Raw genomic sequence first — 13,456 nt, 5'->3', positions numbered from 1 at the left:
ATCCTGCTTAACGATTTTCGCGACGGGCCATAAAGGCTAGTCGCTGTAGCATATGAACATCCTGCTCATTTTTCAGCAGGGCTCCATAAAGGGGAGGAATGGCTTCACTGCTATCCCGGTTCTGCAGCAGGTCGACAGGGATGTTATCGGCGAGTAGTAGTTTCAGCCAGTCGATCAGCTCAGAGGTGGAAGGTTTCTTCTTCAGACCATTGATATCCCGAACCTGGAAGAATATTTCCAGTGCTTCATTAACTAAATCTTTCTGAATAGTGGGGAAGTGAACATCCACTATCTGCTTCATGGTTTCAGCGCTGGGAAAGTTTATATAATGGAAGAAGCAGCGGCGCAGGAAAGCGTCGGGCAGCTCTTTTTCATTATTACTGGTAATGATGATGATTGGACGGTGCTTCGCGACTACTCTTTCTCCGGTTTCGTAGACGCTAAATTCCATCTTATCCAGTTCAACCAGTAGATCGTTCGGAAATTCGATATCTGCCTTATCTATTTCGTCGATGAGTAAAACTACCTGCTCATCCGCGTCGAAGGCTTCCCATAGCATCCCTTTACGGATGTAGTTTGCAATATCATGGACTCTGTCATCACCGAGTTGAGAATCACGCAGGCGGGACACTGCATCATATTCATAGAGGCCTTGCTGGGCTTTAGTGGTCGATTTTACATGCCAGCGTAAGAGTTTCTTGCCAAAGGCCGTGGCCACTTCTTCAGCCAGCATTGTTTTACCGGTACCCGGTTCGCCTTTGATCAGTAGGGGGCGTTGCAGGGTGGCTGCAGCGTTTACTGCCATTCGCAAATCATCAGTGGCGACGTAGCGCTCGGTACCTTCAAACTTCATCTGACAAACCTCTGGAGAAACAGTTAACAAAGAGGTCTATCTTAGCAGAAAAGAACGGTTGAAATAGGGTTAAGAAATTGACTGAATCGGACATTATTTGACCAGTATGGCCTTTATGGAAGATGGGTCCCGGTGTCTCTCTTGTGAACTAGTATCATGGCGATGAGTACTAGAAAAAAACCGGGTAACAGCTGCCACTGAAAGCCTCCGGTTCCGATAATGAAATTCAGCATTGCAACAAAAATTGGTGTGAGGAAGCTATAGGATGCAACCTGTGTTGGTCCTAGTTTCAGAGTACCAAATTGCAGGAGAAAGAAGGTGATTAAGGTGGTGAAAATAGCTAGGTATGCAATGCCAGCATAGGTCCCGATACTGACATCGTTCCATTTTTGCGTTTCGAGTGCTGGCAGGGCCAGAATCAGAAGCCAGGCACTGCCAATACAGATTACCCAAAAGGTCATCACTTCCATCGGCTCGCCAGAGTAAAATTTCTTGATCAGGGGGTTATAGGCACCCATAAACAGACAGCCGATCATAAACAGGGCGTCGCCATAATTTAGCTGCATCTGGAGTAGTTCTTTGAGATCCCCGTGAAAGATAATCCATAGCGCGCCCAATGTGCCTAACAGCAGTCCTAATGCGCGACGCTTACCGGTTCTTTCCTGATTGATTAGCAGGACATACAAGGCGGTGATGGCTGGTACGGTGGTATAGATAGCGCTGGTGTTGAGAGCGCTAGTGTACCTTAGCCCTTCAAACATGCACCAGAAAAAGACGACTAAAGGAATGCTGAGCACTGTGTAGACCAGGAGTTGTTTCTGGCCTGGCAGGTGAACCCCATTTTTCATAAATACATAGGGTGCGAAGCACAGTGCTGCGAGTAAAAAACGAATAAACACCAGTAATTCTGGCGGTAAATCAGAGGTAATCATCTTACCAATTGGGAATGAGCTGGCAACAAGCACGCCCATCAGCAGCATCAGCGTATGAACTAGGGTATTTGAGGAGATGGCAATATTCATGAGTCTTTCTCAGTTGAATTAATCTGATATTAAACAGTGTGTCTTTTTCCAGGGGTAAGGTTGTAGGGGTAAGGTTGTAGGGGTTAGGTTGCAGAGATAATGCTATGGAAATGAGCTTACCCTGTTTCTAAATGATTGATAATCTATGAAATATGATATTCACTGTTGAGTAAAAGTTTACAAATGGGTGGTCTGGTGTTGAGTATGAGTAGCGTATATGGATAGTTTTGGTGCAATTCCCGTATTTGTTGCAGTGGTTGAGTCCGGTGGATTTTCCCCGGCTGCCCGCTTTCTGGGTATATCTAAATCAGCCGTCAGTAAGCGGATAACCCAGCTAGAGCAGCAGTTAGGCGTCAAATTGTTGCACCGGACTACCCGTAAGCTAAGTTTGACTGAAGCTGGCGAGCACTATTTTGAGCATGCGGTAATGGCGAATCGGGCCGCTAAGGATGCGGAAGATGCGGTGGCTCAACTGCAGGGTGAGCCCCAGGGGCGGTTGCGTATTAATGCCGCGATGTCATTCGGTCGTCTGCATGTGGTGCCAATGATTCCGGCGTTCTTAAAACGCTACCCTAAGGTCAGTATTGATCTCGAGCTTGATGATAAAACGGTCGATATGGTTCAGGGAGGGGTTGATATCGCCATTCGGGGTGGCACGATGATTGATTCTACTCTGATAGCCCGAAAATTAGTGCCCTTACGCAGTGTTTTATGTGTTTCGCAATCTTATTTAAATCAGTTTGGCAGGCCGAAGCAACTGGATGATTTGCTACAGCATAACTGTCTTTCTTTCCGTTACTCTAATGATTCTAAGGGCTGGAGTTTTCGTCAGAACGACCGGACTCAAATGGTTGCGGTATCAGGTAATTATCAGGCGAATAACAGTGAAGCGTTACTGGATGCTGTGTTACAAGGGGTGGGTATATCGCGTCTGCCTACCTTTGTGGTGGGGCCTTATCTTCGGTCGGGTCAGTTAATCCAGCTGTTTCCTGAATATCAGATGCCAGCGCAAGATATCAGTGCGGTAATGATTGAACGTCAGTATATGCCGGCGAAGGTCAGAGCGTTTCTGGATTTTGCTATTGAGTATCTTGGTAGTGATGCCCCTTACTGGGAGCAGGGTATCGATCTGTAAATAGCTTTATTGTTGATATTTAGTTAACAGTATTGTTATTTTTATGGTTATTATCATCGATTAGTAAACTGTTTAATCTGTACATCCTGGCTTGGTTGAAACGGCGAGCGGATACTCTCTTCGAAAGTATTCGGGGCACGTTTAAACCATTTTTCAAAAGATGACAAATTAAGGGTTTATTATGGAACTGTTTACTGCAATAGAAACGCGCCGTGCGGTGAAACACTACTCAATTACCGAGACGGTTAGCGAAGCCGACTTTGAACGTATTATGGAAGCGGTTTTGCTTTCTCCCACCTCTTATAATATTCAGCACTGGCGGTTTGTCAGAGTCGTTGATGCTCAAATACGAGCTCAAATCCAAGAGGCTGCCTGGGGGCAGGCTCAGGTGACAGAAGCGGCTGAATTGATTGTTTTATGTGCTGATACTCAGGCATGGTTTGTTAACCCACAGCGTTACTGGGCTAATGCTCGGCACGATGTTCAGGAGGTGATGTTGCCGATGCTGAAGTCTTTTTATCAGGGCAAGGAACAGTTGCAACGCGATGAAGCGATACGTTCCAGTGGGATGGCCGCACAAACCATGATGCTTGCCGCGAAAGGGTTGGGTTATGATACCTGCCCTATGATTGGTTTTAATGCCGAGCGGGTTGCTGAGATTATTAATCTGCCTTCAGGGCATGTTATCAGTATGATGATTACGTTGGGAAAGGCTGCTAAGCCTGCAAATCAAAGGGCAGGCCAGTTGCCGCTTGCTGAAGTGCTGGTAGAAAATAGTTTTTGAGGATAGGTGTTCCGTAACGATAGGGTAGCAAAGCCTACAGAGGGTTGTATAAGGCCGCGTAAACGGCAAAACCAATCCAGCTTAAGAGCAGTAACACCCAGCTTAGTCTGTTTTGCTGCCCCGATTGTTCTGTCGGTATCTCTGATGTGGAGTCGACTTCAGATGCTTTTTTGACTTGTTGCAATTTTCGCTTCTGCTTATCAAGCTCGCGAGACTTCTCTTTGTGGCGTTTTTTGTATTCTTCGATCCCTTTCTGAATCCCTTGGGCGATCAGTTTCGTTTGTTCTTTTGATTGTCCGGGCCGCTGGGTTGCCCGGGCAACCTGTAACGCTTCGGTTACCACCTGTTCAGATACTTTTTGTTTCTTAGCCATAGTCACTCCCCCGGTTTGAACTGTATCATCTCACGTTAAGTAAAGGTAATGACTGAAAAATACAAAAGGATATTCAGATGGCTGCTTCAAACCTTCTGGCATTAATTGATGATATAGCGACCCTGATGGATGATGTCGCTGGTATGACTAAAGTCGCCGCCCGTAAAACCGCAGGCGTGTTGGGTGATGATCTGGCGCTGAATGCGGAGCAGGTGTCTGGTGTGCGTGCCGATCGTGAATTACCCGTCGTCTGGGCGGTAGCCAAAGGCTCGCTGGTGAATAAAATGATCTTGGTGCCGGGCGCGCTGGCGATCAGTTACTTTATTCCCTGGTTGATTATTCCACTGCTGATGATCGGTGGCTTGTTTCTTTGTTTCGAAGGGTTTGAAAAGGTTTTCCATACCTTTTTTCATTCTGCGGAAGGGGATGAGGTGCATAAAGCTGAATTAAAGAAAGCGGTGGAAGATAGTTCGGTCGACCTAGTGGCGTTTGAAAACAGGAAGATTAAGGGAGCGGTGCGCACCGACTTTATACTCTCAGCCGAGATAATCGTATTGACCCTGGGCACAGTGGCGGGAGCTTCTCTGGCAACACAATTGGGTGTGCTGGTGGGGATCTCCTTAATAGTGACTGTCGGTGTTTATGGTCTGGTGGCAGGTATTGTAAAACTGGACGATCTGGGTCTATATCTGGTGCGTAAATCTGATGCGGCAGACATCACTAAAATCATCGGTCGCGGCATTCTTAAAGCGGCTCCAATGCTAATGAAAGGCCTTTCTATAGTAGGCACTGTAGCGATGTTTATGGTTGGTGGCGGTATTCTGGTTCACGGCCTGCCATTCCTGCATCACTTTATCGAACAACTGAATACCGGGCTGAATGAGATTGTTATGGTGTTTCTGCCGGTGTTGTTGGAAGCGCTGGTTGGAGTTGCAGCTGGCGGGGTGGTGTTTTTGGTGATTGGCTTGGGTAAAAAACTGTTTGAAAAATAGCCTGGTATTCGAGTATGCAAAAAAAAACCCGCTGAAGCGGGTTTTTTTATAAACTGCTAAGTAGTTACTTAGCGGCTTCGTAAGCTTTTTGAGACTCGATGATCGCTGCTTTAGCCGCATCTGCGCCTTCCCAGCCTTCAACTTTAACCCACTTACCTTCTTCCAGACCTTTGTAGTTCTCGAAGAAGTGCTTGATACGAGCGAGAAGAAGTTCTGGCAGGTCGTTAACGTCCTGAACGTTTTTGTAAGCTTTGCTCAGCTTGTCGTGCGGTACCGCAACCAGCTTAGCATCTTCACCGGCTTCGTCGGTCATGTTCAATACGCCAACCGGACGGCAGCGGATAACAGAACCAGGAACGACTGGGTAAGGTGTTACAACCAGAACGTCCAGAGCATCGCCATCGTCAGCCAGGGTATTGTTGATGTAACCGTAGTTAGCAGGGTAGAACATAGGTGCTGCCATGAAACGGTCAACGAAGATTGCATCAGAATCTTTGTCGATCTCATATTTAACCGGATCGCTGTCCGCTGGAATCTCGATGATTACATTGATGTCGTTTGGCAGATCATTGCCAGCAGGGACTTTTTCAAAGCTCATGTATCGCCTTCCTGTTTAAAGTATAGAAATCTGTTTTGAATCCAAAGGCCGCATTATATACAGCCTTTGGTGATAATTTGAATACGACTTAAAGAGCATAAAACACTATAGGTATTAATCTTTAGCGTGATACTTCATCATGGTTTCTACTTCGCCTGTAGAGCCAAGGCCAACAGCGACCCGTTGATGAATTTTTGTTGGCTCTACATCCATGATGTTGTCATAGCAGGTTGTGCTAAGGCCGCCAGCTTGCTCAATCAGGAAGCTCATTGGGTTGCCTTCATACATAAGGCGAAGCTTGCCTGGCTTACTGGTATCTCGATTGTCCCATGGGTATAAAAAGATACCGCCCCGGGTCAGGATGCGATGCACCTCTGCCACCATTGAAGCAACCCAACGCATATTATAACGTTTGCCTAGTGGGCCTTCTTCGCCTTGTAACAGATCAGCGACATAGGCCTGCATTTCTGGTTCCCAGAAACGCTGGTTAGACATATTAATACCGAATTCCTGGGTCTGTTCCGGAATCTGTACATTCTCTTCGGTGAGAATGAAGTCACCGCCGTGGCTCAGGGTGAACATGTTCACGCCGCTGCCAGTGGTCATTACTAAGACTGCGCAAGGCCCATAGAGGACATAACCAGAGGCGATCTGCTTACGACCATTCTGCATATAAGCGGCTTCATCACCACCGTCAATCCCTTCAGGCTTGCTCAGGATTGAGAATATAGTGCCGACAGAAACGTTTACATCGATGTTGGATGATCCGTCCAGCGGATCAAATGTAACCAGGTATTTGCCTTCTGGGTTACCACCGACCGGGAAATCTTCCTCTTCGGAAGCGATGCCCGCTACAGTTGGGTTGTCCAGGAGTATTGCTTTAAGAATATCGTTAGATATTACATCCAGCTTTTTCTGGGTTTCCCCTTGAACATTGACGCCTTCTGCAGTGCCTAAAACGCCAGCAAGTGCGCCTTCACGCAGTTTAATGGCGATCTCTTTGCAGGACAGCATCAGGCTGTCAATCAGGTCAATAAGATCATCGGGAGTTTCGTGGTGCTTGAGATACTGGTTCAGCAGTAACATGTGGCCAAAAACCTGTAGGTTTGGGAGGTTTAAAAGTAGTAGTGATTTTACGCTTAATTCTGAGGTAATTACACAGTCGGACCGTCAAAATTGTGTAAAAAAATTGTAATTATGGCGATTGCCTGCGCTCATAGTTCTGCTTATTGAGCGTATCGCTCGGCGAGGCCAGAGAAAAGGGAGCAACAAAGGGCATTACAGATCTCGGTTAGCTGTTATTATAGCGACTGATTTTGAGACTCAGAAAACGATTTGGAGAGCCCGTCTGTGCATGTTCATATACTGGGAATTTGTGGCACCTTTATGGGGAGTCTTGCGGTACTTGCGAAGGAATTGGGGCACCAGGTTAGTGGCTCAGATGCTAACGTTTATCCTCCGATGAGTACACAGCTTGAGCAGCAGGGGATTAGTCTGATCGAAGGTTATGACCCGTCACAACTTAATCCGGCGCCGGATATCATTATTGTGGGTAATGCGATGACCCGCGGTAATCCTTGTGTGGAATCTATGCTCGAACAGGGGCTGCCTTATACCTCTGGCCCGCAATGGTTGTCGGATAACCTTCTACGGGATAAATGGGTGCTGGCTGTGGCAGGTACTCATGGGAAAACGACAACAGCTACCATGCTAGCCTGGCTGCTTGAGTATGCTGATATGGCTCCTGGTTTTCTTATTGGCGGTGTACCGAAAAATTTTGATCGTTCTGCCCGGGTGGGTGAAAGCCCGTTTTTTGTTATAGAAGCAGATGAGTATGACACCGCCTTTTTTGATAAACGGTCAAAGTTTGTTCACTACCATCCTCGGACACTGATTCTCAATAACCTTGAATTTGATCATGCTGATATTTTTGATGATCTGGCAGCTATTCAACGCCAGTTCCATCATGTTGTAAGAATCGTGCCGGCAAATGGTCAGGTTATTATGCCTGCTGGCGTTACAGCGATTGATCAGGTGATCGATCAGGGGTGCTGGACACCAGTAGTGAAAACCTGTGTTGGAAACGAACCTGAGTTGGATGTTTCTGCTGAGTGGCAGGCGCGGCTGTTAAAGGATGATGGCTCTGAATTCGAGGTACTGCATCAGGGTGAAGTTGTTGGGATCGTGCGCTGGAATATGACCGGCTTACACTCCGTAAATAATGGTCTGATGGCGCTGGTTGCTGCCCGTAATGTTGGTGTGCAAATTGCGCATGGGATAGAGGGATTGTGTAACTTCGGTGGCGTAAAGCGACGCATGGAGCTGATTGGTGAGGTAGCAGGTGTTCGGATATATGATGATTTTGCCCATCATCCGACAGCAATTGAAACGACCTTGCAGGGGATTCGTGCGCAGGTAGGTGATGAAACTGTTTTGGCAGTGATTGAGCCGCGTTCGAATACGATGCGAATGGGGATGCATCGACAGAACCTTGCTAAGTCAGCTAATCGTGCTGATACCGTGTATTGGTATCAACCGGCCGGACTCGAATGGTCGCTGCAGGATGTCGTTGATAGCTGTGATAACCCAGCAATGTTGGCACGGGATACAAATAAGCTTATTCAACATTTGCTTGCTGACGTTAAGCCGGGTAGTCATATTGTTATAATGAGTAATGGTGGTTTTGAGGGGATTCATCACCGCTTGCTTGAAGCCCTGCAACAGAAGTTTGGAAACTAATGGAGTCGACCGTGGCAGAGACCTATAAAGACAGAGTAACTCTGGCGATTACCGGCGCGTCCGGTGCTCAGTACGGGTTACGTTTGTTGGAGTGTTTGGTGGCCGCTAATTGCCAGGTGTTGGTGATGATTTCCCGAGCGGCACAGGTTGTTATTGCGACTGAAACCGATGAGACGTTACCGGGTGCGGCTAAAGAACAGGAGGTGTGGCTGACGGCACGCTTCTCAGCGGCAGCAGGACAGGTACGAGTTTTTGGGCGGGAGCAGTGGATGGCTCCGGTTGCATCAGGTTCAGGTGCTCCGAGTAAAATGGTGGTGTGCCCCTGTTCAACCAGTACGCTTTCGTCGATCGCTAATGGTGCCAGTAATAACCTGATTGAGCGGGCAGCGGACGTGGCTCTGAAAGAGCGTCGACAACTTATTCTGGTGCCTCGTGAGGCGCCATATTCAGAGATTCATCTGGAGCATATGTTAAAGCTGACCCGAATGGGTACGGTGGTGATTCCCGCGAGTCCGGGCTTTTATAACCGGCCTGAATCAGTTGAAGATATGATCGATTTTGTTGTCGCAAGGATTTTGAATCAGCTACAGATCGAGCAGAACCTTATGCCGCGCTGGGGTGAGGATAGCCTTTCCTGAGTATTGCGCTTAAAATGCAGCGCTTTGGCGAACTGCCTTAATACAAACCTGCATACTCTGACTAATCGGATTAAAAAAATGGCTAAAATTCTTGCCCTGGATACATCAACAGATGCCTGCTCAGTGGCGCTGTCTATTGATGGTGAAATTCAGGAGGATTTCCGAATAATTCCTCGTCAACATACCCGTGAATTATTGCCAATGGTGGATGAGATTCTTTCGGCTGCCGGACTCAAAGTAAAGCAGCTGGATGCGATCGCCTTTGGTCGTGGGCCAGGATCATTTGCCGGTATCCGTATCGCCACGGGTGCTGCCCAAGGATTGGCGTATGCGGCAAATTTGCCGGTTTTGCCCATATCAACACTAGCGGCTATCGCGTTAAAAGCGGCTCGTGAATATAAAGCAGAACGGGTTATGAGCACGCTGGATGCGCGTATGAATGAACTATATAGCTGTGCCTATGAGATACGCTCGGGTCTGCCTGTCGCAGTGACAAAGGAAGCTGTTAGTGCCCCGGAAAACATTGTTTTACCTGAAGGTGATGGCTGGTTTGCCGCAGGTAAAGGCTGGGTTTATCTCGAGAGCATGTCGGAACAGGTACAGCAGGGGATCAGCGTGCCTGTTATGGATATTTATCCGGCTGCCGGCATCATGGCAGAGCTGGCTCAGGAGGCTTTTGTTCGAGGTGAAGGCGTCTCGGCAGAATTAGCACAACCGGTTTATCTTCGTGATGAAATATCCTGGAAGAAGATCAGTGAACAGAAAAAGAAAGGTCAGTGAATAATTGTCGGAAATGAGACGGCCATGTGGTTCAGTCAATAAGTTCTGGCAAGGTTATTAAATTTAAGGAAAGCGAGAGGAAAGGTTAAACATGGATTGGTTTCAGGTTGTTTTCCTGGCTTTACTGCAGGGACTGACAGAGTTTTTGCCGGTATCAAGTTCGGCGCATCTGATATTGCCCTCACAGCTCTTTGGCTGGACCGACCAGGGACTCGCATTTGATGTGGGTGTGCACATAGGTTCATTGACCGCGGTGATGGTCTACTTTCGTCAAGACATCTGGCGCATGTTAACCGCCTGGACAGGGAGCCTTACCGGCCAGGGCCGGAGTGTCGATTCGGTGTTGGCCTGGTATGTCATTCTGGCAACGATTCCAGCGGTAATAGCAGGGTTTATGTTTAACTCCGCCATCGATCATTATGGGCGCAGCATTTTAGTCATTGCGGGTACGACGCTGATCTTTGGTGCGCTGCTATGGTGGGCTGATATCAGTCGGACCGAAGTACGTCCTCTGGAAAAAATTACCCTTAAAGATGCAGTGATTATCGGGCTTGCACAGGCGGTTGCTTTGATTCCCGGGACTTCCCGGTCAGGTATTACGATTACCGCCGGATTGATGCTGGGTTTAAATCGTCAGTCAGCTGCGCGCTTTTCGTTCCTGCTGTCTATTCCGGTTATTCTTGGGGCCGGTTTATTGAAAGGCCTGGAGTTGTTGGAAACCGGTACGGGTGATCAATGGACTATGATCATCAGCGGCACAGTTTTGGCGGCTATTAGTGCTTACTGTTGTATTCATCTATTTTTGAAATGGCTGGATCGGGTGGGCATGTTGCCATTTGTTATTTACCGTATGTTGTTGGGACTTGTCCTGCTGGCAGTATATTTTCTGGTTTAAACATTGATTGGCCTAAGGTTGGTTTTAAGGAATGATTTTGACTCAAGAATCCTCGCTTTCAATTTCCACTGATATAGCTGTTTGTTATGCCGATGAAGGCGGTATGGAGGATGCCCGGTCGTTGGCGCAACGACTGGGCCTGCCCTTGCTTGATCAATATGATCTTCGTGATCAACAGTTTCCTCAGCTGTTGATCTGTGAGTCTGGAACTAGGCGATTACAGCAAACGGGGCGAAAAGCGCCGGGGCCGGTGTTAGCTGATTTTGTCTCTGGTGCGGTAGCTCATCGACGTAAGTTCGGTGGCGGTAAAGGGCAGATGATTGCTAAAGCGGTCGGTATCAAAGGTAGTATTCGCCCTCGGGTGGCAGATGTTACTGCTGGGTTAGGGCGGGATAGTTTTGTTTTGGCCACGCTTGGCTGTGAGGTTCAGATGGTGGAGCGCTCGCCGATTATCCATGCATTATTGGAAAGTGGTTTGCAACAAGCGCAGGAAGACCTGGAAGTTGCTGATATTGCTGCCCGTATGAGTCTGGTACATGCAGACAGCATCAGTTGGCTGTCTGGTCGGCAGGGTGACATTCAGCCGCCACAAGTGGTCTATGTCGATCCGATGTTTCCCCATACAGACAAGTCTGCGTTAGTGAAGAAAGAGATGCGAGTATTCCGGGATGTGGTGGGTGATGATCGTGATTCAGAAGCGCTGCTTAGGGCTGCGCTTAACCTGGCGGAATACCGGGTAGTGGTTAAGCGTCCCCGTAAGGCCCCTGCTATCGAAGGGCAGACTCCGAGTTATCAGTTGAGCGGTAAATCCAGCCGCTATGATATTTATACTTTGAAAAGTCTGTCTCAGAGCCAGTGATATAAAGGTCATTTGCTAAAGTGAAATGCCAGAAGAGGCCTGCTCCGCTATTAATTAATAGTGAGGAGGGGGGGACTCTTCTTCAGGCGCGCTGATCTGATCAGGCGCTACTTGCTTTAGTTGTTGGTGAAGAACTTTAACAATGCGAGAAAGACGCTCAATTTCAACGCCTTGCTGGGCCATCTCTGTGCTCATTTTATCCAGAGTGTCTTCCTGAAAGGCGACCCGGGTTTCCAGATCTTCCAGTTGTTGTTGCTGATTCATAAAGCTGGTGTTTCCCACTATTGGTTGTGCTTAATCAGTAAATTAGTCGTAATTATACCCTATTCAAGCGCTGTATCAGAGATTAAGTCGCTAAGCTGTTGAAAAAAAACCTGAAAGTCGGTATATAGAATAGTCTGGGTTCTGTTTATCTAGAACTCTGTTTTTTTTAACAACATTAATTAATTATAAGAGATATATATGAGTGTTAATCAACTTATACGCAGTGTAGTTGTCAGTGCACTTGCTACTGTAGTTATCCTTTTTCTTCAGGGATCGCTGACAGGTGAAGGCGGGTTGCCAGTTTTTGATATTGGCGTTGTATTTGCGGTTGTACTGATTAGCTGTGTTATTTCAGGTTTGGGTAGCTCCAGCATTGAAGAGGAATCCGATGAAAATGATGATCGCGAGTTGGGTACGGTAAAGTGGTTTAATGTTTCAAAAGGATTTGGCTTTATTACCCGTGAGAACGGTGATGATGTGTTCGTTCATTTCCGTAATATCCGTGGCCGAGGACATCGTTCTCTTACAGAAGGTCAGGGCGTTCGGTTTACAGTGAAAGAGAGTGATAAGGGTTTACAGGCAGAAGATGTGTCTGTCGCACGTACCTGATCAGACCTTTCTATGAAAAACGGGAGCTTTGGCTCCCGTTTTTTTTATCTATCGGCTATAGAAATAGCTGCATCAGATCAGTTCCAGGCTAGAGCACCGTCGTAGTAATTCATCCTGACTGCAGTAGCCTGCACAGATAAGGTTTAATCCTTCAGGGGTTTCTAGTCCAAGGAAGGGATAACCTTGAATACCTTTATCCTGACAGTAACTAAGATCTTCGAAGAGTATCTGAGCGGTCTTCTCGCCATACATCTGATTAGTGAAGCGTTTAGGATTTAACCCGATCTCTTCCGCCAGCTCTGTTAGAACAGAAAAGTCAGAAGGGTTACGTGCTTCCCTGTAATAGGCTTGTTGAATAGCCTCTGCCATTAGCATACCGCTGCCTGTTGAAATTAATTCTGCACTGATTACTGCACGACAGGCGGGGTAAGTCGATCGGCGAGGCTGGCATTCTTGCCAGAAATCATGGTTAAACAAAGTGTCAGTTCGTTTCTCAATATCATGCCAGGTTCGGGCAATAGCTTGTTGCAACTCATCTGGCATAGGTTTGTCGCTGTCAGGGGCCAGTCCGCCCATATAGCACAGGACTTTAACACCAGGTTTGAGTCTGCTGATCAGCGCTCTTAAATGGGGTTGAAATGCATAACACCAGCTACACATCGGATCCATAACATAAATCAGTGCCATACCCAGCTCCGCATCGAGGACTCGTAATATTTTAGTTATATCAGATAAAACGTAGTAATTGATTGAAAAGATTATTTATTAATTGCTTTTGTCGGAATCTGTCAGTAGTATCCCTGCCACGTTGATGCGGGGTGGAGCAGCCTGGTAGCTCGTCGGGCTCATAACCCGAAGGTCGTCAGTTCAAATCTGGCCCCCGCTACCAACGTAATAATTAAAGGTGTGTCGTAA

The 13,456-nt window shown here is 47.3% G+C and carries 16 protein-coding genes and 1 tRNA gene; 10 read left to right on the top strand and 7 right to left on the bottom strand.

From position 1 onward, the window contains the following. Positions 1-7: 7 nt before the first annotated feature. Both AMJAP_RS14235 and AMJAP_RS14230 read right to left on the bottom strand, forming a co-directional pair. Positions 8-853: an AAA family ATPase gene (locus tag AMJAP_RS14235; RefSeq protein WP_019623213.1), complete on the bottom strand. Its 846-nt coding sequence runs from the start codon at positions 851-853 to the stop codon at positions 8-10. A 113-nt stretch (positions 854-966) separates the two neighbouring features. Continuing rightward, positions 967-1,875: a DMT family transporter gene (locus AMJAP_RS14230; protein ID WP_019623212.1), complete on the bottom strand. Its 909-nt coding sequence runs from the start codon at positions 1,873-1,875 to the stop codon at positions 967-969. Between the two features lie 217 nt (positions 1,876-2,092). Here AMJAP_RS14230 and AMJAP_RS14225 point away from each other — a divergent pair, with 217 nt between their 5' ends. Both AMJAP_RS14225 and AMJAP_RS14220 read left to right on the top strand, forming a co-directional pair. Further along, on the top strand, positions 2,093-3,010 hold the full coding sequence (locus AMJAP_RS14225; protein ID WP_019623211.1) for a LysR family transcriptional regulator: 918 nt from the start codon (positions 2,093-2,095) through the stop codon (positions 3,008-3,010). A 181-nt stretch (positions 3,011-3,191) separates the two neighbouring features. Further along, on the top strand, positions 3,192-3,794 hold the full coding sequence (locus tag AMJAP_RS14220) for a nitroreductase family protein (RefSeq protein ID WP_019623210.1): 603 nt from the start codon (positions 3,192-3,194) through the stop codon (positions 3,792-3,794). A gap of 34 nt (positions 3,795-3,828) precedes the next feature. Here the strand turns inward: AMJAP_RS14220 and AMJAP_RS14215 are convergent, their stop codons facing one another. Continuing rightward, positions 3,829-4,167, bottom strand: coding sequence for a DUF2956 family protein (locus AMJAP_RS14215; RefSeq protein ID WP_019623209.1), 339 nt, complete (start codon positions 4,165-4,167; stop codon positions 3,829-3,831). Between the two features lie 77 nt (positions 4,168-4,244). Here AMJAP_RS14215 and AMJAP_RS14210 point away from each other — a divergent pair, with 77 nt between their 5' ends. Further along, positions 4,245-5,159, top strand: coding sequence for a DUF808 domain-containing protein (locus AMJAP_RS14210; protein WP_019623208.1), 915 nt, complete (start codon positions 4,245-4,247; stop codon positions 5,157-5,159). 64 nt (positions 5,160-5,223) lie between these two features. Here AMJAP_RS14210 and ppa read toward each other — a convergent pair whose 3' ends face one another. Then, positions 5,224-5,757: an inorganic diphosphatase gene (ppa, locus tag AMJAP_RS14205; protein WP_019623207.1), complete on the bottom strand. Its 534-nt coding sequence runs from the start codon at positions 5,755-5,757 to the stop codon at positions 5,224-5,226. A gap of 114 nt (positions 5,758-5,871) precedes the next feature. Next, a complete protein-coding gene (locus tag AMJAP_RS14200) occupies positions 5,872-6,843 on the bottom strand; it encodes a class 1 fructose-bisphosphatase (RefSeq protein WP_019623206.1) in 972 nt (323 codons plus the stop codon). Between the two features lie 264 nt (positions 6,844-7,107). Between AMJAP_RS14200 and mpl the strand changes: the two genes are divergently transcribed. The 5 genes from mpl to AMJAP_RS14175 all read left to right on the top strand — a co-directional run bounded on the left by mpl (position 7,108) and on the right by AMJAP_RS14175 (position 11,668). Further along, complete coding sequence (gene mpl, locus AMJAP_RS14195) at positions 7,108-8,496, top strand: UDP-N-acetylmuramate:L-alanyl-gamma-D-glutamyl-meso-diaminopimelate ligase (RefSeq protein WP_026340273.1); 1,389 nt, start codon at positions 7,108-7,110, stop codon at positions 8,494-8,496. Then, positions 8,496-9,134: a flavin prenyltransferase UbiX gene (locus tag AMJAP_RS14190; protein ID WP_019623204.1), complete on the top strand. Its 639-nt coding sequence runs from the start codon at positions 8,496-8,498 to the stop codon at positions 9,132-9,134. Before mpl ends, AMJAP_RS14190 begins: the two co-directional genes overlap by 1 nt. Positions 9,135-9,212: 78 nt before the next feature. Continuing rightward, positions 9,213-9,914, top strand: coding sequence for a tRNA (adenosine(37)-N6)-threonylcarbamoyltransferase complex dimerization subunit type 1 TsaB (gene tsaB, locus AMJAP_RS14185; RefSeq protein ID WP_019623203.1), 702 nt, complete (start codon positions 9,213-9,215; stop codon positions 9,912-9,914). A 91-nt stretch (positions 9,915-10,005) separates the two neighbouring features. Then, positions 10,006-10,809, top strand: a complete 804-nt coding sequence (locus AMJAP_RS14180; protein WP_019623202.1) for an undecaprenyl-diphosphate phosphatase — start codon at positions 10,006-10,008, stop codon at positions 10,807-10,809. Positions 10,810-10,840: 31 nt separating this feature from the next. After that, positions 10,841-11,668: a class I SAM-dependent methyltransferase gene (locus AMJAP_RS14175; RefSeq protein WP_019623201.1), complete on the top strand. Its 828-nt coding sequence runs from the start codon at positions 10,841-10,843 to the stop codon at positions 11,666-11,668. A gap of 54 nt (positions 11,669-11,722) precedes the next feature. Here AMJAP_RS14175 and AMJAP_RS14170 read toward each other — a convergent pair whose 3' ends face one another. Next, complete coding sequence (locus tag AMJAP_RS14170; protein WP_019623200.1) at positions 11,723-11,932, bottom strand: SlyX family protein; 210 nt, start codon at positions 11,930-11,932, stop codon at positions 11,723-11,725. Between the two features lie 198 nt (positions 11,933-12,130). Between AMJAP_RS14170 and AMJAP_RS17830 the strand changes: the two genes are divergently transcribed. Then, a complete protein-coding gene (locus AMJAP_RS17830) occupies positions 12,131-12,541 on the top strand; it encodes a cold-shock protein (RefSeq protein WP_019623199.1) in 411 nt (136 codons plus the stop codon). Between the two features lie 72 nt (positions 12,542-12,613). On the opposite strand, the gene AMJAP_RS14160 is transcribed toward AMJAP_RS17830, so the two are convergent. Then, on the bottom strand, positions 12,614-13,228 hold the full coding sequence (locus AMJAP_RS14160; RefSeq protein ID WP_019623198.1) for a DsbA family protein: 615 nt from the start codon (positions 13,226-13,228) through the stop codon (positions 12,614-12,616). 125 nt (positions 13,229-13,353) lie between these two features. On the opposite strand from AMJAP_RS14160, the gene AMJAP_RS14155 reads away from it, so the two are divergent. Continuing rightward, a tRNA-Met gene (locus AMJAP_RS14155) sits at positions 13,354-13,430 on the top strand. The last annotated feature ends 26 nt before the right edge of the window (positions 13,431-13,456 follow it).

Source organism: Amphritea japonica ATCC BAA-1530 (genome assembly GCF_016592435.1).
Lineage (GTDB): Bacteria > Pseudomonadota > Gammaproteobacteria > Pseudomonadales > Balneatricaceae > Amphritea > Amphritea japonica.
The sequence above is the reverse complement of the archived record's forward strand: the minus strand, read 5'-3'. Positions and strand labels throughout refer to the sequence as shown.